This window comes from Aestuariibius sp. HNIBRBA575 (assembly GCF_040932005.1).
Lineage (GTDB): Bacteria > Pseudomonadota > Alphaproteobacteria > Rhodobacterales > Rhodobacteraceae > CANLNM01.
The window spans coordinates 265,907-284,591 of record NZ_CP162414.1 but is presented as its reverse complement, the minus strand read 5'-3'; the positions used below and the strand labels follow the sequence as shown (position 1 = coordinate 284,591).

The 18,685-nt window shown below is 54.4% G+C and carries 16 protein-coding genes; 8 read left to right on the top strand and 8 right to left on the bottom strand.

Annotated elements, in window-relative coordinates; all coding sequences use genetic code 11:
- Positions 1–48 precede the first annotated feature (48 nt).
- From truB to AB1F12_RS01395, 5 genes are all read left to right on the top strand, one after another.
- Positions 49–963, top strand: a complete 915-nt coding sequence (gene truB / locus AB1F12_RS01415) for a tRNA pseudouridine(55) synthase TruB (protein ID WP_368186031.1) — start codon at positions 49–51, stop codon at positions 961–963.
- Positions 964–1,001: 38 nt separating this feature from the next.
- Positions 1,002–1,520: a DUF1643 domain-containing protein gene (locus AB1F12_RS01410; RefSeq protein WP_368186030.1), complete on the top strand. Its 519-nt coding sequence runs from the start codon at positions 1,002–1,004 to the stop codon at positions 1,518–1,520.
- A gap of 187 nt (positions 1,521–1,707) precedes the next feature.
- The gene (locus AB1F12_RS01405; protein ID WP_368186029.1) at positions 1,708–2,529 is read left to right on the top strand and encodes a calcium-binding protein; all 822 of its coding nucleotides are present in this window, start codon (positions 1,708–1,710) and stop codon (positions 2,527–2,529) included.
- A 147-nt stretch (positions 2,530–2,676) separates the two neighbouring features.
- A complete protein-coding gene (gene rpsO / locus AB1F12_RS01400) occupies positions 2,677–2,946 on the top strand; it encodes a 30S ribosomal protein S15 (RefSeq protein WP_368186026.1) in 270 nt (89 codons plus the stop codon).
- 66 nt (positions 2,947–3,012) lie between these two features.
- Positions 3,013–3,738 carry a polysaccharide deacetylase family protein gene (locus AB1F12_RS01395; protein ID WP_368186025.1) on the top strand — a complete coding sequence of 242 codons (726 nt, stop codon included), beginning with the start codon at positions 3,013–3,015 and terminating at the stop codon, positions 3,736–3,738.
- Here AB1F12_RS01395 and AB1F12_RS01390 read toward each other — a convergent pair.
- Positions 3,723–4,694, bottom strand: a complete 972-nt coding sequence (locus AB1F12_RS01390; protein ID WP_368186023.1) for an asparaginase — start codon at positions 4,692–4,694, stop codon at positions 3,723–3,725. The two genes, AB1F12_RS01395 and AB1F12_RS01390, sit on opposite strands and share 16 nt — an antisense overlap.
- A gap of 249 nt (positions 4,695–4,943) precedes the next feature.
- On the opposite strand from AB1F12_RS01390, the gene pnp reads away from it, so the two are divergent.
- Positions 4,944–7,076 carry a polyribonucleotide nucleotidyltransferase gene (gene pnp, locus AB1F12_RS01385; protein ID WP_368186021.1) on the top strand — a complete coding sequence of 711 codons (2,133 nt, stop codon included), beginning with the start codon at positions 4,944–4,946 and terminating at the stop codon, positions 7,074–7,076.
- Positions 7,077–7,154: 78 nt separating this feature from the next.
- On the opposite strand, the gene AB1F12_RS01380 is transcribed toward pnp, so the two are convergent.
- From AB1F12_RS01380 to AB1F12_RS01365, 4 genes are all read right to left on the bottom strand, one after another.
- Positions 7,155–8,750 (bottom strand): methyl-accepting chemotaxis protein, encoded by a 1,596-nt coding sequence (locus AB1F12_RS01380; protein WP_368186020.1) that lies wholly within the window; start codon positions 8,748–8,750, stop codon positions 7,155–7,157.
- Entirely contained in the window at positions 8,734–9,057 is a 324-nt protein-coding gene (locus AB1F12_RS01375) for a hypothetical protein (RefSeq protein ID WP_368186019.1), read from the bottom strand. The genes AB1F12_RS01380 and AB1F12_RS01375 overlap by 17 nt, the downstream gene beginning before the upstream one ends.
- A 72-nt stretch (positions 9,058–9,129) precedes the next feature.
- A complete protein-coding gene (locus tag AB1F12_RS01370; protein WP_368186017.1) occupies positions 9,130–9,864 on the bottom strand; it encodes a CmcI family methyltransferase in 735 nt (244 codons plus the stop codon).
- A 57-nt stretch (positions 9,865–9,921) separates the two neighbouring features.
- On the bottom strand, positions 9,922–10,569 hold the full coding sequence (locus tag AB1F12_RS01365) for a peroxiredoxin (RefSeq protein ID WP_368186015.1): 648 nt from the start codon (positions 10,567–10,569) through the stop codon (positions 9,922–9,924).
- Between the two features lie 139 nt (positions 10,570–10,708).
- Here AB1F12_RS01365 and AB1F12_RS01360 point away from each other — a divergent pair, with 139 nt between their 5' ends.
- Positions 10,709–12,148 (top strand): aldehyde dehydrogenase family protein, encoded by a 1,440-nt coding sequence (locus AB1F12_RS01360; RefSeq protein WP_368186013.1) that lies wholly within the window; start codon positions 10,709–10,711, stop codon positions 12,146–12,148.
- A gap of 50 nt (positions 12,149–12,198) precedes the next feature.
- Here the strand turns inward: AB1F12_RS01360 and AB1F12_RS01355 are convergent, their stop codons facing one another.
- Positions 12,199–12,846, bottom strand: coding sequence for an RluA family pseudouridine synthase (locus AB1F12_RS01355; RefSeq protein WP_368188213.1), 648 nt, complete (start codon positions 12,844–12,846; stop codon positions 12,199–12,201).
- Between the two features lie 94 nt (positions 12,847–12,940).
- Here AB1F12_RS01355 and AB1F12_RS01350 point away from each other — a divergent pair, with 94 nt between their 5' ends.
- Positions 12,941–13,669, top strand: a complete 729-nt coding sequence (locus AB1F12_RS01350; RefSeq protein WP_368186011.1) for an SGNH/GDSL hydrolase family protein — start codon at positions 12,941–12,943, stop codon at positions 13,667–13,669.
- 33 nt (positions 13,670–13,702) lie between these two features.
- On the opposite strand, the gene AB1F12_RS01345 is transcribed toward AB1F12_RS01350, so the two are convergent.
- Positions 13,703–16,150 carry an FAD-dependent oxidoreductase gene (locus AB1F12_RS01345; protein ID WP_368186010.1) on the bottom strand — a complete coding sequence of 816 codons (2,448 nt, stop codon included), beginning with the start codon at positions 16,148–16,150 and terminating at the stop codon, positions 13,703–13,705.
- Positions 16,151–16,228: 78 nt separating this feature from the next.
- Positions 16,229–18,679: an FAD-dependent oxidoreductase gene (locus AB1F12_RS01340; RefSeq protein ID WP_368186009.1), complete on the bottom strand. Its 2,451-nt coding sequence runs from the start codon at positions 18,677–18,679 to the stop codon at positions 16,229–16,231.
- Positions 18,680–18,685: the final 6 nt, after the last annotated feature.

Sequence of the window (18,685 nt, the reverse complement as noted above, 5' to 3'; positions counted from 1 at the left end):
CGGCGACAGATAGCACGCCGCCTTTCCTTGGAACTTCGGAGGCACCACATGGCGCGCAAACGCAAAGGTCGTGACATTTCAGGCTGGCTTGTGGTGGATAAACCCGCCGGGATCACGTCCACATCCGTGGTGAACAAAGTGCGCTGGGCGCTGGATGCCAAAAAGGCCGGCCATGCGGGCACCCTAGACCCAGAAGCAACCGGCGTTTTGGCCGTCGCATTGGGCGAAGCGACGAAAACAGTGCCCTACATCACCGACGCGCTAAAAGCCTATACGTTTACCGTAAATCTAGGCGCGGCCACCAACACCGATGACGCCGAAGGCGAAGTGATCGCCCAAAGCGACCTGCGCCCGTCTGATGAGGATATCAAGGCCGCACTGGGCCAGTTCATCGGTGACATTCAACAGGTTCCGCCTGCGTTTTCTGCGGTGAAAATCGACGGTCAACGCGCCTATAAAAAGGCCCGCGATGGCGAAGAATTCGAACTGGCTGCCCGCCCGCTATGGGTCGAGGAATTGCTGTTGGTGGATCGCCCCGATCCCGATCACGTTGTGCTGGAAATGACCTGTGGCAAAGGCGGATATGTGCGGTCAATTGCGCGCGACTTGGGTGCTGCACTGGGCTGTTATGGCCATGTGCAAACCCTGCGGCGCGTGTGGTCCGGCCCGTTTGATGCCAGTGACGGCATCACGCTGGACATGTTGGACACACACGCCAAAACCACCGAATTGGATCAATATATCCGCCCGCTGGAACAAGGCCTAGAGGACCTGCCCCAAGTGATGTGCCCCGCCGAAAGCATCGTGCGTTTGCGCAATGGCAACCCCGCCTTGGTGATTGCGACGGATGTGGATTATGGCGAAGAATGCTGGGCGTCCCATAACGGTCAAGCCATCGCGGTTGGCACATATAAATCAGGTGAAATTCACCCGACCCGCGTGTTTGTGCCCCCCAGCAGCTAGGGGTTCCCCCTGGCCCATCCGCCGGGTAAACCTGCCCTATGATCACACGCGAACATCTAAAAGACGACGCCGCATCCATTGCCATCTATTCAGATTGCGAACGGTATCGTTACAGCCTGACACGGGTTTGGGATGCGAATGGCGGCAAGGTGCATTTTGTCATGCTCAACCCGTCCACCGCCACCGAAGTCCAAAACGACCCCACCGTGGAACGTTGTGAACGTCGGGCGCGGGCGCTGGGATTTGGGGGCTTTCGCGTGACCAATATTTTTGCATGGCGCGACACCGATCCACGTAAAATGCGGGCGGCTGCGGACCCAGTTGGACCTGCAAATGACGCCGCCATTCTGGACGGACAAGCTTGGGCAGATCGGACAATTTGTGCTTGGGGCGCGCATGGGGATCACCTGAACCGCGGCGTGGCCGTGCATCGTTTGTTAAGACAGTCCCAAAACCCGTTATATTCATTGGGCTTGACCAAACAGGGCCACCCCAAACACCCGCTCTATATCAGCTATCAAACCCAACCCACGATCTGGATTGCAACCGACGGCTAGCGTTAACCAAATTCTGCATAATCGTTCTGCAATTGTTCCAGATTGTGATAAGTTTAGACAACGTGAGTAGATTCGTAAGCGAAAGTCGGTCTCAATGCTTGCCCTTTTAGGCCTTCTTGGCCTCGCTTTTACTGGTTTTGCAGTGTTTGATCCGCCCCTTGATCAAATCGGGGCGGACGACGATTCTATGCCTGATAGCGATGGCGCATTAGGAACTGGCCCGGACATCCTAGCACCTGACGCACCCATTGAAACCGACCCATTGGACACAGCACCAACCGACCCGGCTGGTGCAACGCTTACCGGTACCGACGAGATCGACGAACTCTTCTCTGGGGAGGGTGACGATACTGTTTCCGGGATGGGCGGCAATGATTATCTGGACGGCGAAGATGGCAATGACAGCCTTTTGGGCGGTGAAGGCGACGACCGTGTTCATGGCGGCACCGGCGACGACACGCTCAGTGGGGGGCTGGGGGATGACAGTCTATATGGACACACCGGCGACGATATTTTGAACGGGGATTTCGGGGACGATACCCTGATTGCCGGGGCTGGAAATGACATTGTTTACGGGGGCGTCGGCGCCGATACAATCGCCGGCAATGACGGTGATGATAACCTGATCGGGGGCGCTGGTCAGGACGTGCTACATGGCGGAGAAGGGGACGACATCGTCACCGGATCCGGGGATGCAGCGGATCGCGATTATCTGAATGGGGGTCAGGGCAACGACATCCTGATCGCAGGCGAAGATGATTGGATGAATGGCGGCGACGGCAGCGATACCTTTGCGCTGACAGATGGCACCGGCGCATCCACTATTGACGATTTCGATGCCACCGAGGATATTTTGCAGGTCATCTATGACCCCAGCGCCGGCATTCCGGAATTGAGCATCGCCAATATCGACAATGGGATCGCTTTGTTGTCGGACGGCGTTGCGGTCGTGAACCTGCTGGGCGTCAGCGAATTGGATCTGTCCAGCGTTGCCTTGGTGGCCGCCTGATCCCTTTTGCTCAGAAAACTCTTCCCTTTTTGAAAGAATCCGCTTAGACGCGGCCAATCGTTTGCAGCAATGTTGACGATACTCCATGGGCCCTGCTGGACGACATCCCGGCCTGCGCCATTCACCTCATCCATAAAGGAGACCCCGATGTCGATTACTGTTGAAGAAAAAGCACGCGTTATCAAAGAATTCGGCACCAAAGAAGGCGATACAGGTTCGCCAGAAGTTCAGGTTGCCATCCTGACATCGCGCATCAACACCCTGACAGAGCACTTCAAATACCACAAAAAAGACAACCACGGTCGTCGTGGTCTTTTGAAAATGGTTGCTCTGCGTCGTAAGCTTTTGGATTACACCAAAGCCAAAGACGAGGCCCGTTACCAGGACCTGATCAAAAAACTGGGCATCCGTCGCTAAGACTGACACCCTTTTGGTTCAAACGCTCGCCCTTTGGCGGGCGTTTTCATTTTTACGGTTTGTGTTATGCGGTTTGTTAAATTTTCGATTGTTGGCGTTGTCGTTTTGGGGCTGGTTGGGTTTGGCCTTCTCCATCTGAGCCGGTCCCGGACCTATCAAACCTTTGGCACCCTTTTGGATCGGGTTGAAACGCCGCAACAGGTGGTCGCCCTGACATTTGACGACGGACCAACACCGGCGCACACACAAACTGTCCTAGATATTCTGGCCCAACACGATGTCCCGGCGACGTTTTACGTGACCGGACACGACGCAGACGCGCATCCCGATCTGATCCGCGCGATTGCTGATGACGGGCATGAAATCGGCAATCATTCCTGGTCTCATCAACGGATGGTGTTCATGCCGATGGGAGACATCCGGCGCGAAATTGAACAAACGGATGCCGCCATTCGCGCTGGCGGATATGACGGTCCCCTGACGTTTCGCCCGCCCTTTGGCAAAAAACTGTTTGGCCTGCCTTGGTTTCTGTCACAAACCGACCGCACCACAATCATGTGGTCCCAAGAGCCCGAACAGAGCGATCCGAACTCTGCCGCATCCATCACCGATCACGTCCTGACGCAGACCAAAAACGGCGACATTATCCTGATGCATGTGATGTTTTCGTCCCGTCAATCGTCACGCGACGCCCTGCCCGCCATCATCACTGGATTACGGGGGCAGGGTTATCGTTTTGTCACGGTGTCTGACCTGTTAGACGGCCAATTGGACGATCAGGCCGCTAGATAAGTCGAAAACTCACCGCAGATGGGCGCCAGAATAAAGTCCCGCTGGGTTGCGCGGCTCATCCGTGTGTTCAGCGCCAACGCCAATTTGGCATAGGCGGCCTCCATCGTCATGTCGCGCCCATCAATCACACCATATCGTACCAAAACCGCCCCGGCTTCATAGCTGCCCAACGAAGTGCCGCCGCCCAGACATTCGCTGACCACCACAACCGGGATGTTGCGTCGTTTTGCGGCGGCCAATGCGCGTTCCAATGTCGGATGATTTGGAACGGTCCCGCTGCCGTAACATCGCAACACCACACCGTCGCATTTGGACATGGCAAATTCGATCACCTCCATCGATCCGCCGGGCACAACCGTGACGACGGCCACTTCTTTTTGACCAAAGACATGCCGCAAAACAGTTCCCGAAATACGTCTGGGTGGTACCTGCGAAGGCTGCGCCGAAAACGCGTCATTGTCCCGTGAATGTATCTTGCGGGTGCGCGCACCATGCAGCAACCGGCCCGAAAACTGAATCCACACCCCCGGTTCCGCGGTTAAAACAGACTCAATCGTATCAGCAAGGTTTGGGCTGCCGTCACTGCCCGGCTCTGACAGCGGCAACATCGCCCCGGTCAGAACGATGGGTTTGTCCAACCCTTCTAACGACATGCACAATGCCGCCGCACAAAACGCCATCGTGTCGGTGCCATGCGTGACGATGAAACCGTCATATTCAGAATAAAACGCCATGATCTGGCCACTGATCCGGTTCCAATCCCGGGGGGTGGCATTTGCGCTGTCGATCAACGGATCAAGACGCACAATTTCGTAAGATATTTCCTCTGGTCTTGCGGCAATCTGCTTTTCGATCTCTTCCTCCATCACTCCGATTTTGGGCACATAGCCCGCCTCGGACTGAACCATCCCTATCGTCCCACCTGTGTGAATGATCAAAATCGACTTGTGTGTCATCTGGGCGTTCCTCCCTGCCAGTTGACGCTACGTAGTGATGTTGTTGCTTGCCCCAAATCGCCCAACATATCAACGTTTCTTACATCAAATGGCTGCGATGCGTATTATCTTTCATTTGGGAACATTGTGATGTACACGCGCGGTATCGATTCCGGCGCCCGGACCCCAGCGCCGATATGATGCTACGGGGTCAGGGGGAATCCGCCCCCTACGTAAAATGGCCGCGATTGGCCAACTTAGGAAATTCATATGTTCAATGAAGTAAAGAAATCAATCCAGTGGGGCGAAGAAACGCTGACACTGGAAACCGGCAAAGTTGCGCGTCAGGCAGACGGCACAGTGATTGCCACGCTGGGTGAAACCAGTGTTATGGCCAACGTCACGTTCGCCAAAGCACCAAAGCCGGGCCAGGACTTTTTCCCGCTGACCGTACATTACCAAGAAAAATATTACGCCGCCGGTAAAGTACCAGGTGGCTTTTTCAAACGTGAAGCACGCCCAACCGAAAAAGAAACACTGACAGCACGTCTGATCGACCGTCCGATCCGTCCATTGTTCGTCCCCGGCTTCAAACACGAAGTTCTGGTGATGTGTACCGTTCTGTCCCACGATCTGGTCAACGACCCTGACGTCGTTGCGATGATTGCGGCCTCTGCTGCGCTGACCATTTCTGGCGCGCCATTCCGTGGCCCAATCGCCTGTGCGCGTGTTGGTTACGAAGACGGAGATTACATCCTGAACCCAACGGTTGATGACATGCAGGGCCTGCGCAACAACCCTGATCAGCGTCTTGATCTGGTTGTGGCCGGCACCAAAGACGCGGTCATGATGGTTGAGTCAGAAGCCTATGAACTGACCGAAGAAGAAATGCTCGGCGCTGTGAACTTTGCCCATGCGCAAATCCAGCCGGTTATCGACCTGATCATCGATCTGGCCGAAGAAACCGCCAAAGAGCCGTTCGAATTCATCGCACCTGATTATTCTGAACTGTACGGCGTTGTTGCCGCCGCTGGCGAAGACGCCATGCGCGCTGCTTATGCAATCAGCGACAAGCAAGAGCGCACCGCCGCTGTTGCCGCCGTCAAAGAGACCATCAAAGCCGCTCTGAGCGAAGAGCAGTTAGAGGATGCGAACCTTGGCGCTGCGTTGAAGAAACTGGAATCCGGTGTTCTGCGTGGGGACGTTGTTAAAAACGGTCGCCGCATCGACGGTCGCGCTTTGGACGAAATTCGCCCAATCGTCAGCCAAACTGGTTTCCTGCCACGGACCCACGGTTCTGCCTTGTTCACACGCGGCGAAACCCAAGGTCTGGTTGTGACCACATTGGGCACCGGCGATGACGAACAGATCATTGACGCATTGCACGGCAATTTCCGGTCCAACTTTATGCTGCACTATAACTTCCCTCCCTATTCGGTTGGTGAAGTTGGTCGTGTGTCTGGCCCCGGCCGTCGTGAAATCGGTCACGGTAAACTGGCTTGGCGTGCGTTGCAGGCGGTTCTGCCAGCACCCACAGATTTCCCATACACCGTGCGCGTTGTATCCGAGATCACAGAATCCAACGGGTCGTCGTCGATGGCGTCCGTATGTGGTGGCTCCTTGTCCATGATGGATGCTGGCGTTCCATTGAAAGCACCAGTTGCTGGTGTGGCCATGGGTCTGGTTCTGGAAGAAGACGGATCCTACGGCATCCTGTCCGACATCTTGGGTGACGAAGATCACCTGGGCGACATGGACTTCAAAGTGGCCGGTACTGAAAACGGTATCACGTCGCTGCAGATGGACATCAAGGTTGCAGGGATTACACCTGAAATCATGGAAAAAGCCTTGGCTCAGGCCAAAGCGGGTCGTCTGCACATTCTGGACGAGATGGCCAAAGCCATCACCGGCGCGCAGGAATTCTCGGTTCATGCTCCACGCATCGAAACCATGAATATCCCAACCGACAAAATCCGCGAAGTGATCGGGTCCGGTGGTAAAGTCATCCGTGAAATCGTTGAAGTGTCCGGCGCCAAAGTCGACATCAACGATGACGGCGTGATCAAAATCGCATCGCCAAACGGCGAAGCCATCAAAAAGGCCTATGAGATGATCCACTCGATCGTCGCAGAGCCAGAAGAAGGTGCGATCTACGAAGGTACAGTTGTCAAAATCGTTGATTTCGGTGCATTCGTGAACTTCTTTGGTAAGCGTGACGGTCTGGTCCATGTTTCTCAGATCGAAAATCGTCGCCTGAACCACCCATCTGACGTTCTGAAAGAAGGTCAAAAAGTATGGGTTAAGCTTCTTGGCTTTGATGATCGTGGCAAGGTTCGCCTGTCCATGAAAGTTGTCGATCAGGAAACAGGCACAGAAGCCAAACAAGAAGAAGCCGCTGACTAAGCGCTACCTTCTTTGAACGTTTAAGAGCCCCGGCATTTACCGGGGCTCTTTTTTTGGCGTTCTTTTCCTTGGCATAGCTCAGCCAAACTGAGCAAAATCTTCGCTCAGGCTTTCTTTGTCATCATTCCACGCGGCCTGTTCAGCGGTGTTTTGTTGTGCCCCCACATCAAACCTTTTGAGCGTATTGGTCAGTTGATCCATGGACTGATCCAACCCAACCGTGGCGGCGAATGCTTCTTCTGATCTTGCGGCGTTGCTCTGAGTGATGCCTTCGATTGTGTCCAACGCGGCCCGAATTTCTGATACAGAATCGGACTGATCCCGCGCTGATTTAGCGATTTCGACAATACTTTCAGAGGCTTCTTTCACATCGGTTAGGATACCGGTCAGTGCCTCACCCACCTCTTTCACCAACACGACGCCAGCTGAAACCTGTTCGCCGCTTTGTTCAATCAGTCGATTGATATTTTGCGCGGCCTCAGAGGACCGATATGCAAGGGCGCGCACTTCGGATGCCACAATCGCAAATCCGGCCCCCGCTTCACCTGCACGCGCGGCTTCTACGCCTGCATTCAGTGCCAACAGGTTTGTTTGAAATGCGATGTCTTCGATCAAGCTTACGATGCTGTTGATTTCACCCGATGATTCTTCGATTGCGTCCATGGCCGTAACCGCGCGTTCGACGATGACCGCGCTGTTTTCCGCAGCCGATCTGGTGATATCAAACCGGTTCTGCGTTCGACCTGTTGTGTCGACAGATGTTTTCATCGCGTCTGAAATGTTGACCACCGCACCCGACACCCGTGCCAGGGTTTCGGCCTGTTGTTCCGTGCTTTTGGCGACCTGATTGGACGAGGCTGCTAATTCCCCAGAACTTAGCCGCATGCCATCGGACAAAGACACGACTGTGCTAACGGCAACGTTTAGGGCGTTGACGGTCTCATTAAAGCTCTTGCGCAAATCCTCATATTCCGTCGGGAATGGTCCTGTGATGTCAGCCCTGAGATTTCCGGATTCCACCTCTGACAAACCTGTCCGCAATTGGGTCACGACATTCGTCTGGGCGCGATCCTTTTCTGCGATTACAGCCATTTCCTGTTCCAATGCAGACATGGCATCCGTCAGGGCCGATTTGTCGGTTTGGATCGTTAGCAGCTGCGCGTGCGTATTGCGCGCAGCCACAACCAAAATGATCGTTTCAACGACCAAAATGGCAGCGTGAAACAGCGTCCGTTCAATATTCGCCGATAGATCCGTCGAAGGGTAAATCAGGCTGGGCATTACAAATGTCAAAGCCAGATGGTGCAAGGCGATCACACCAGCCCCGACCACCAATGCAACGGGATCAACAAGGAGCGTCACCATCGCCAGCCCGGCAAAATAGGTCATGTGGCTGTCTATTTGCCAGGCATGACCAGAAAACGCCGCCGTCAGCAGCGCAATTTCCCCGATCAGTGAAATCGTAACACCCAACCGCCCGGCCAGACCTGTTCCTTTTTTATAGGACGCAACCGCGAGCAGGGCGAACATCCCAGCAAGCCCACCAATTGCAAAAACAGAATTTCCGATCGTCCCCGCGACGATAATCGGAATGGCACCAACAACAACCGTAACAATCGTGAGCATCCGCAACGCGGAATGTCGTGTGTTTTCCAGTTCATTTAGTTTGCGCATTAAGTTCCCCACACAGCCATGCTTGTATTGACCCGTCCAGAACCGCCCATGCCCCAAGCGCCAGCAGACGGTCCGCAAATTGCGGATCATCTGAAACACCAAGCACCGATAGATACCTCTTTTCAGCCCCGACAACCTGACCACCGGCATCTTGCACCAATTGTTCAAAATCTTGGGTAGGGGACGCAACCACCAGCACCAATGACCCCGGTTCGATAGGTGTCGAAACGACAGCCATCACGGGGGTCACCAGCAAACAAAGCATCAATGATGCAATAGCAGGGAGGAAATCCAGAACGTTTTTCATCCCGCCACTAAACGCGCAGCGCTCTAAATATCAGGTAAACATTCTTGATTAATCGCGATCAAACGCGGCGGGTTATCGTTTGACCAAATACCCGTTGGGATTAAAGCTGGCATTAACCCCAAAGAAGTCATTGTAATGAGTGTCGATGTCATAATGGTCAGGAAAATCCCTGAGATATTCGTGAACTGCGCGGTTCGGGCCACCGTCATATCGCCAGTTTCCGCCTTGGTCCTCGATGACGCCATCTTCGATCAACAAATATTCGCCGGACTGCATGCGTTTGGCAAAATAGGCCATAACCGCATGGCTGACCCTAAAGGTATGGGCGCTGTCTTCGATCACCAACCACGGCCGCGGCAGCGTATCTAACGCCGCATGCAGGTCGCTTTCTTCAAGATGTTCCGCATCAGCCTGATAGAACCGAACTTTGCTCTTTGACGCTTGTGTGGTTGGGTTTTCTTCTAGGGTGCGAAAATCAACAGTGACGATTTCTGTATCCAACCCGTAATTGCGGCACAAATCTTCGTAAAACAGTGCTGCCCCGCCGTGAAACGACCCAATTTCGATGATCGATCCCGGCTTTAAGTCAAAGATCAGCTTCATATAGATTGCCAGATCAATCGGGCTTTTGAGACAGCTCACACCCTTATATGTATAGTCCATAACCCCTTTGTGATAGGGTTTTAGAAATTCTGGCGTGAACGCAGTTTTAAAGGACCGTGGTTCGGGCGGCGTTGCAGCGACGTCTTCGGGTTTGCGTTTGATCCGCTGCTGGGCGGGCCGGACATCCGGGTTCTTTTCATGCATATTGCGCGCTCTTTTCTAAGGCAAATGGCGCGCATCCCTGGATGCACGCCAAAACAGTTACAGCTTCACTTTGCGCAGATAAGGCAGCACCATATCCACCTCGCCATATTTGGCGCGCGCGTCTTCGTCTGACACGGTCATCGGTACAATCACGTCCCCACCGGGCACCCAATTGGCAGGCGTTGCAACGCCCTGACCATTGGCCGTTTGCAACGCATCCACAGCGCGCAGAACCTCAGCGAAATTGCGCCCGACATTCATCGGATAGGTCATGGACAGCTTCAATTGGTTGTCTGGGCCAATGATGAAAACTGACCGCACGGTGGCCGTGTCATTTGGCGTGCGCCCATCGGGCAAAATTGCCTCGGCTGGCAACATGTCGAACGCTTTGGACAAGGCCAGACCCTGGTCCGCAACAATTGGGAAATTCGGCGTTGCACCACCGGCTTTCTCAATATCCGCTTTCCATTTGATGTGCTCTTCTACACCATCAACGGAAACGCCCATGACATTCACGTTGCGTTTGTCCCATTCATCCGCCAGCTGCGCCACGGCACCAAATTCGGTGGTGCAAACGGGGGTGAAATCTTTGGGATGTGAAAACAGAATGGACCAATTGCCCCCAACCCAATCATGCAGGTTCAACGACCCTTGATCCGTTTCAACGGTCAAATTGGGGATGACTTCGTTTATCCGAATACCCATGTTTATCTCCAGCGATATGTCGCAGATAGAACATCTTCTGCGTTCTGTATTTGGATATAGGTTTGAAAAACGTCAAAAGCCAGCTTTGCTTGCAAATACTCGGCAATCCTGCCAAGGCTTGTCGGAAGGGAGAAATAATATGATCAAAAAACGCGAGTTCTATATTGACGGAGCGTGGGTTGCGCCTGCATCCCCCCGTGATCACGATGTGATCAATCCATCAAACGAAGACCCCTGCGCGGTCATTTCCTTGGGCGATCAGGCAGATACCGATGCCGCCGTTGCGGCCGCCAAATCCGCGTGGCCCGCTTGGCGTGCAACGGACCCATCCGCGCGCGTTGCGATTATCGAAAAATTCCTAGAGCAATACGAAGCTCGCAAAGAAGAAATGGCCCAAGCGATCAGCTTGGAAATGGGGGCCCCGATCACATTGGCGCGGAATTCTCAGGCCACGAGCATTCCATGGCACACACAGGGTTTTCTGGACGCGGCCAAGAATTTTCAGTGGGTCAAGGACGCTGGTGAACATGCGCCCAATGACCGTCTATCCTATGAACCGATTGGCGTTGTTGGCTTGATAACCCCTTGGAATTGGCCAATGAATCAAGTCACTCTGAAGGTCATACCGGCCCTACTCGCCGGATGTACCTGCGTGTTAAAACCCTCAGAAGAGGCGCCGCTCTCTTCGATGCTATTTGCAGAGTTTTTGCACGATGCCGGCCTGCCAGCCGGGGTGTTCAATCTGGTGAATGGCGACGGGCTGGGTGTGGGCACGCAGCTCTCTGAACACAAGGATGTTCAGATGATCAGCTTTACCGGTTCAACCCGTGCGGGGCGCGCTATTTCCAAGGCGGCCGCCGACACAATGAAACGTGTGACACTGGAATTGGGCGGCAAAGGGGCGAACCTGATTTTTGCGGATGCGGATGACAAAGCGGTTAAACGCGGCGTTCTGCATATGATGAACAATACCGGTCAATCCTGCAATGCCCCCAGCCGCATGTTGGTGGACCGCACCGTTTATGATCAAACGTTGGAAATTGCACGCGAAACCGCAGACAGTATCAAGGTTGGTACACCAACCGAAGAAGGCCGCCATATTGGTCCGGTCGTCAATAAACGCCAATGGGACCAAATTCAGGGATTGATCGAAACGGGCATCAACGAAGGTGCGCGGTTGATTGCGGGCGGCCCCGGCCTGCCAGAAGGCGTCAATCGTGGCTATTATGTCCGCCCAACCGTGTTTGCCGATGTCAGCAATGACATGACAATCGCGCAGCAGGAAATCTTTGGTCCTGTTTTGTCGATCATTCCTTTTGACTCCGAGGAAGAGGCCGTTCGCATCGCCAACGACACGGAATACGGCCTGACAAACTATGTTCAGACCCAAGATGCCGCACGCGCCAACCGGCTCTCGCTTCAGCTTGAATCCGGCATGGTTGAAATCAATGGTCAGGGCCGCGCACAGGGCATGCCTTTTGGTGGCAAAAAGTCATCCGGTCGGGCCCGTGAAGGGGGCGCATTTGGGCTTGAGGAATTTCTGGAGGTGAAGTCCATCTCTGGTTGGATCAACACCTAACTGCAACAAAACATAGCCAAGAGAGCGTCCCAGTGGGGCGCTTTTTCTTTTTAAAACGGGGCTTTGGCCGTGATGCGTGTGCCCTGCCCGCCATCGGGATGACGAAACCGAAGCGTTTCTGAATGCAGCATCAAACGCGGGTGATCCAGTGCCGCGCCCGTGGCGTAAAACGGATCCCCCAAAATGGGATGACCCAACGCCAACATATGGACCCGCAATTGATGCGACCGCCCGGTTTTTGGCATCAGCCGCACACGAGTTTCATCATCGTTTGACCGCACAACGCGCCAGTCGGTTTGCGCGGATTTCCCCGTTTCATGACACACCATCTGTTTGGGGCGATTTGGCCAGTCTACGATCAATGGCAGGTCCACCTGCCCGGTTTTCGGCTCTAGTTTGCCATGCACGCGTGCGACATATGTCTTTTGGGTTTGGCGTTTTTCAAACTGCAGCCCCAGATGCCGCTGTGCATGGGGCGTCAGGGCAAAAATCATCACACCAGACGTGTCGCGATCCAGTCGATGCACCAACAATGCCGTCGGAAAGACCTGCTGCACACGTGTGATCAGGCAATCCGCCAAATGTTCACCCCGCCCGGGCACCGATAACAGGCCGCTTGGCTTATCAACCAGCACCACTTCGTGGTCTTCGTGCAGAACCACAAGCGGGTCTTGGGGTGGGGTATATTCGGTTCCAATTTGCATGCCGCGTCCCTATCCGATCCGCCGGCCAAGGGAAAGCTATCGCAGCGTTAGGCTTGCAATGGGTCCGCAATGTCACCAGCAATTACCTATGAAAATCCCGACATTCCTTTCCAAGCCGCCTTTGGCTCCAATATTGATCTGGCAGGGATTGACCGTGCGGCGCCATGCGCTTTTGCTGGCGGAACCTATTGGGCCACGAAAGGGAACTACCCGGTCCCAGATCAGCACCGATACCCACCTTCGTCTCTTGATCATCGGGGACAGTTCTGCCGCTGGGGTCGGTGTGGACCATCAAGAGGATGCATTATTGGGGCAATTGATCGCGCGGCTGTCGCAATCGATGCATGTGACATGGCAATTAGAGGCAAAAACCGGCGCGACAACGCCATCAACGTTACAGCATCTACAGCACTTGGACCCAGATCACTTTGACGTGGCGCTGATTGTGCTGGGGGTGAATGACGTGACCCGCAATGCCAGTTTACGCCCATGGATTGCCCAACAAAACAGGCTGCGGGCGCTGTTGCGGGCCAAATTCGGCGTGCAGCATATTCTTGTGAATGATCTGCCACCGATGGGTCGGTTTCCATTGCTGCCCACCCCATTGCGCCAGATTTTAGGACAGGACGCGGCGCGGCTTGGACGTGCGCTTGCGGCCAACGTGGCCAAGGAACCTGATGTGACGTTTGTGCCGATTACTGTGCCATATGCACCCAAATACATCGCAAAGGATGGGTTTCACCCGTCAAAGGCCGCCTATGATTTATGGGCGGACATGCTGGCACCGCAGATCACCACGAAAAACGGGCAGACCTAAGCCTGCCCGTTTCCAATGCTCTGTCTCGTCGGATCAGGCTTTGACCCGCTCCGATTTTGGATCATACATCGGCTTCAGGGATGCTTCGGCTTTGACCCGCACACCCATGACGTCGATTTCATAGCTTGACGCCAGCACATCCGCCGCTTTTTCACCGGCGCATGGCACATAACCCAGCCCCATCGCGCCGCCCAGATGGTGACCGTAAGCGCCAGAGGTCAGATAGCCGACCAGCTCGCCGTCCCGCAGGATTGGTTCATTATGATAAAGCAGCGGTTCTGGATCCGTCAGTTTGAATTGCAACATCCGGTTCTGTGGCCCGGTTTCCTTGCGACGCAAAAACGCATCCCGCCCGATAAAGTCATCTTTGTCACCTTTGACGGCAAACCCGATGCCTGCATCAACAACGTGATCTTCGCAGGTGATGTCATGGCCAAAGTGACGATAGCCTTTTTCGATCCGGCAGGTATCCATCATATGCATCCCGCACAGTTTTAGACCCATATCCTGTCCCGCTTCATAGAGCGTTTCAAAAACATGCCCTGCCATGTCGGACGATACGTAAACTTCCCAGCCCAGTTCGCCCACATAGGTCACGCGGTGAACCCGCGCCAAGCCCATGCCGATTTCGATTTCCTGCGCCGTGCCAAACGGGTTCACGTCATTTGTGAATGTGTTTGGCGACACTGCTTCTAGCAATGCACGAGACCGTGGACCCATGACCGCCAGTGTGGCTTCGGCGGCGGTGATGTCTGTGATGGAAACGTTAAAGTTGCCTTTGTTCCGTTCCATCCAGACCTGATCATTATAGCGCGACGCCGCGGGTGTGACGACCAAATAGGTGTTGGTCGACAGCCGCGTGATGGTCACATCAGCCTCAATGCCGCCGTTTTTGTTCAGGAATTGCGAATAGACAATCCGGCCATGGTCCACGTCATATTGACCGCCTGCAAGGTAGTTCAGATATTTGGTGGCATCCGGGCCTTCTACGCGCAATTTGCCGAACGAAGACATGTCGTACATGCCCACATTTTGACGGATCGCCATGTGTTCTTCGCGGACATTGTCAAAGAAGTTTTGGCGTTTCCATGTGTATTGATATTCGGCCTCTTGATTTTCACGCGCAAACCAGTTTGCCCGTTCCCACCCTGAAAATTCACCAAATACAGCGCCGCGTTCCTGAAGGTGATAATGAAACGGCGACCGGCGAATACCACGCGCGGTTTCCTTTTGTTTGAACGGGAAATGATCCTTGTAAAGCAGACCCAACGTTTCTTTGGACCGCTCAAACAGGTATTGTTTGTTGCCCTGGAATGGCTGCATCCGGTTGATGTCAACATCCCCCAGATCAAACGGTTTTTCGCCTGTATCCATCCACTGCGCCAACGCCATACCAGCGCCACCAGCGGATTGAATCCCAATCGAGTTAAACCCAGCCGCGACCCAGAAATTGTTCAATTCCGGGGCCAGACCCAAGTGATATGCGTCATCCGGCGTAAAGGATTCCGGACCATTAAAGAAGGTATGAATCCCGGCCTCGGCCAAGAGCGGCACACGTTCAACTGCCATTTCAAGGATCGGTTCGAAATGGTCGAAATCCTCAGGCAATTGGTCAAATTCGAAGTCCGACGGAATGCCGTCATTCGCCCAAGGTTTGGCCACAGGTTCAAACGCGCCCAACAGAATTTTACCGGCGTCTTCTTTGTAATAGGCATATTCATCCGGCACACGCAGCACCGGCAATTGGGACATGTTTTCGATGTTTTCCGTGACGATATAGAAATGTTCACACGCCTGAAGCGGCACGCTCACGCCCGCTTTCTTGCCGACTTCGTGCCCCCACATGCCCCCGCAATTGACGACCATGTCACATTCGATATGCCCGGATTCTGATCCATCGTCAGACACCCAATCCACGCCCGTCACATCACGGCCTTCCTTGGTAAAGGCGGTGACTTTGATACGTTCCTTGATCAGCGCACCGTTCTGGCGGGCGCCTTTGGCCAGCGCCAAGGCGATGTTGGCGGGGTCCCCTTGGCCGTCTTTGGGCAGGTAAACCGCGCCTTTGACGCCTTCTAGATTGATGTGGGGGTATAATTCCTGCACCCGCTCGTTCGAAATCTCTTCGACTTCGACGCCAAACGACCGTGCCATCGCCGCCTGACGATAGATTTCTTCACACCGTTCATCCGTCAGAGCAACCGTAATGGAACCGCAACGTTTGAACCCAGTGGCGACTCCGGTTTCTTCTTCTAATGTGCCGTATAATTCCTGACTGTATTTCGCCAGTTTGGTCATGTTTTTTGTGGCGCGCAGCTGAGCAATAAGCCCGGCCGCATGCCATGTGGTGCCAGAGGTCAGTTGTTTGCGTTCCAACAGAACGACGTCTTTCCAGCCCAGTTTGGCCAGATGATACGCAACAGAACACCCGATCACACCGCCGCCAACAATGACGACTCGGGCTTTGGTAGGAAGAGACATGGGCTTGCGCCTCCGAAATTGTGCCAGATTGGCTTGAATGGGGACCTGCCCCGAATGGCAGGTCGCAATAGGTTAGGCTTAGGCGCGGATGCGATCGTTTTCAGGATCCCAGATCGGGGCGTCCTCTTGGACAATTGCTTTGCAGCGTTCGCCAAAGATTTCGACCTCAAGCTCGGTTCCCGGTGTGGTCAAATCGGCCCGCACCATCCCCAGCGCGATGGATTTATTGACCCGATATCCGAAATTGCCCGACGTGGTTTCACCCACCACTTCGCCGTCTTTCCAAAGGGTGGACATATAGGGCGCGTCCGAATCCCCGGCTTCGACGATCAGCGTGACAAACCCTTTCTTTGACCCTTGTTGTTGTTCGGCCAACAAGGCGGCTTTGCCCGGGAAGTCCTGTTCCTTGTTCAGGCGCACAAACCGGCCCAGGCCCCCTTCGAGCAGGGTGTAATCCGTCGACAGGTCGCCTTTCCACGTGCGGTAGCCTTTTTCGATCCGCATGGAATCCAGCGCGAACATCCCAAACGGGGTCGCACCAGCATCGCGGATTGCGCTATAGGCATTGGCTGTGTCTTCGGTTTTGGTGTGGATTTCCCACCCCAGTTCCCCGCCGAAACAGATCCGCATCAATTTCGCGGGCTTGCCGGCAAATGTTGCATCCTGATGGGTCAGCCAACCTGTGGTCAGATCCGCGTCGGTCAGGCCAGACAACATGTCACGCGATTTGGGTCCACAGACCAGCAACGTGCTGTAATCGGTTGTGATATCGACCAAAGTCAGCGACCCATCCGCAGGCAGCGATTTTTGCAGGAATTCGAAATCGTGCCATTGCGCCACGGCGGCGGTCATCAGCATGAATTCGTCTTCGGCAAATCGGATGATGGTGACCTCTGTCACAATCCGGCCGCGTGTATCCGCAAAATAACCAAGGTTCATGCGCCCGGCTTTGGGCAATGCGCCTGCAACCTGTGTGCGCAGCCATTCAGCCGCCCCGGCCCCCGTCAGGCTGTAACGTGAAAATCCGGGCATATCCAAAACGCCGACATTGTCACGGCAGGCTTCGACCTCTTCTTTGACGCGCACCGCCCATGGGCCATTGCGGTTCCATGTTTCGGTTGCGGCCTCAGAAATGTCATCGCCGTCTTTGGCAAAATAGTTGGCGCGTTCCCAGCCGTTATAGGCCCCCATTTGACCGCCATCCGCGACCAACCGGTCGTGGTTCTGCGACAGCTTTTTATTGCGCGCAGCAGGCCATTCGTGATGCGGGAAATGCATCGCGTATTCATGGCCATATGTTTCCAACGCTTTGTTGTGGCAAAAATCGAAATCCGCGTGATCGGTGTAGCGGCGTCCATCAACGGCCCACATATCCCATTCGGTTTCGCCGGTTGTGATCCATTCGGCCATGACTTTGCCCGCGCCACCGGCCTGCACGATCCCAAAGGTAAAGGAATGCGCCTCAAATGCGTTTTTCACGCCCGGCATTGGCCCCATCAACGGCAACCCGTCTGGTGCATAAGGGATCGGCCCGTTGATCACGCGCCCCACGCCAGATGTACCCAATAATGGAACCCGGCCCATGGCGTCTTCGATATACCATTCCAACCGTTCCAGATCGTCCGGATATAGCTGGAAACTAAAGTCCTGCGGCATTGGGTCGTCTTTGGTAACCCAATGCGCCTTACAATTCACTTCGTATGGGCCAAGGTTCAGACCATGTTTGTCCTGACGCAAATAATAGGACGAATCCACATCGCGGATCATCGGCAATTTGCGGCCGTTTTCTTTGGTCCACGCTTCGATTTCGGGGATTTCTTCGGTCAGGAAATACTGGTGGGACATGACCACCATCGGCACATCACGCCCGCCATATGGTTTGAACCATTCGCCGACGCGTTTTGCATAATAGCCTGCGCAGTTGACGACAAATTCACATTTGATGTCGCCTTTTTCGGTGTGCACAACCCATTCATCGCCATCGCGGCTCACCCCTGTTGCGGGACAAAAACGTTGGATATTGGCCCCCAGATCGCGGGCACCTTTGGCCATCGCTTGGGTCAGCTGGGCCGGATCGATATCACCGTCCAATGGATCCCATAGAACGCCCGCCAAATCATGGGTTTCAAGGAAAGGATAGTAATCCAACGCCTCTTTGGGCGTCAGCATATCCATTTCCAAACCCTGATACCGCGCCATGCCGGCCACGCGTTCAAATTCTTTCATCCGCTCTTTGGTATGGCCCAAACGCAGCGCACCCGTGACGTGATAGTTCATCGGATAATCAACGTCTTCGGCCAATGTACGGTACATTTCCAGCGAATAGCGCTGCATGTTCATCACCGCCCAAGACGCGCTGAAATTCGGGCAATTGCCCGCAGCATGCCACGTGGACCCAGCGGTCAGTTCGTTCTTTTCCAAAAGAACACAATCGGTCCAGCCTTCTTTGGCCAAATGGTACAACGTCGACACGCCGATGGCGCCGCCGCCAATGATGACAACCCGTGCGGTTGATGGAAATTCTGCCATTATGGC

Bases quoted from the DNA above. Each gene is read 5' to 3' on its own strand.
- truB (WP_368186031.1), top strand. From the start codon at position 49: ATGGCGCGCAAACGCAAAGGTCGTGACATTTCAGGCTGGCTTGTGGTG.
- AB1F12_RS01410 (WP_368186030.1), top strand. From the start codon at position 1,002: ATGATCACACGCGAACATCTAAAAGACGACGCCGCATCCATTGCCATC.
- AB1F12_RS01405 (WP_368186029.1), top strand. From the start codon at position 1,708: ATGCCTGATAGCGATGGCGCATTAGGAACTGGCCCGGACATCCTAGCA.
- rpsO (WP_368186026.1), top strand. From the start codon at position 2,677: ATGTCGATTACTGTTGAAGAAAAAGCACGCGTTATCAAAGAATTCGGC.
- AB1F12_RS01395 (WP_368186025.1), top strand. From the start codon at position 3,013: ATGCGGTTTGTTAAATTTTCGATTGTTGGCGTTGTCGTTTTGGGGCTG.
- AB1F12_RS01390 (WP_368186023.1), bottom strand. From the start codon at position 4,694: ATGACACACAAGTCGATTTTGATCATTCACACAGGTGGGACGATAGGG.
- pnp (WP_368186021.1), top strand. From the start codon at position 4,944: ATGTTCAATGAAGTAAAGAAATCAATCCAGTGGGGCGAAGAAACGCTG.
- AB1F12_RS01380 (WP_368186020.1), bottom strand. From the start codon at position 8,750: ATGCGCAAACTAAATGAACTGGAAAACACACGACATTCCGCGTTGCGG.
- AB1F12_RS01375 (WP_368186019.1), bottom strand. From the start codon at position 9,057: ATGAAAAACGTTCTGGATTTCCTCCCTGCTATTGCATCATTGATGCTT.
- AB1F12_RS01370 (WP_368186017.1), bottom strand. From the start codon at position 9,864: ATGCATGAAAAGAACCCGGATGTCCGGCCCGCCCAGCAGCGGATCAAA.
- AB1F12_RS01365 (WP_368186015.1), bottom strand. From the start codon at position 10,569: ATGGGTATTCGGATAAACGAAGTCATCCCCAATTTGACCGTTGAAACG.
- AB1F12_RS01360 (WP_368186013.1), top strand. From the start codon at position 10,709: ATGATCAAAAAACGCGAGTTCTATATTGACGGAGCGTGGGTTGCGCCT.
- AB1F12_RS01350 (WP_368186011.1), top strand. From the start codon at position 12,941: ATGAAAATCCCGACATTCCTTTCCAAGCCGCCTTTGGCTCCAATATTG.
- AB1F12_RS01345 (WP_368186010.1), bottom strand. From the start codon at position 16,150: ATGTCTCTTCCTACCAAAGCCCGAGTCGTCATTGTTGGCGGCGGTGTG.
- AB1F12_RS01340 (WP_368186009.1), bottom strand. From the start codon at position 18,679: ATGGCAGAATTTCCATCAACCGCACGGGTTGTCATCATTGGCGGCGGC.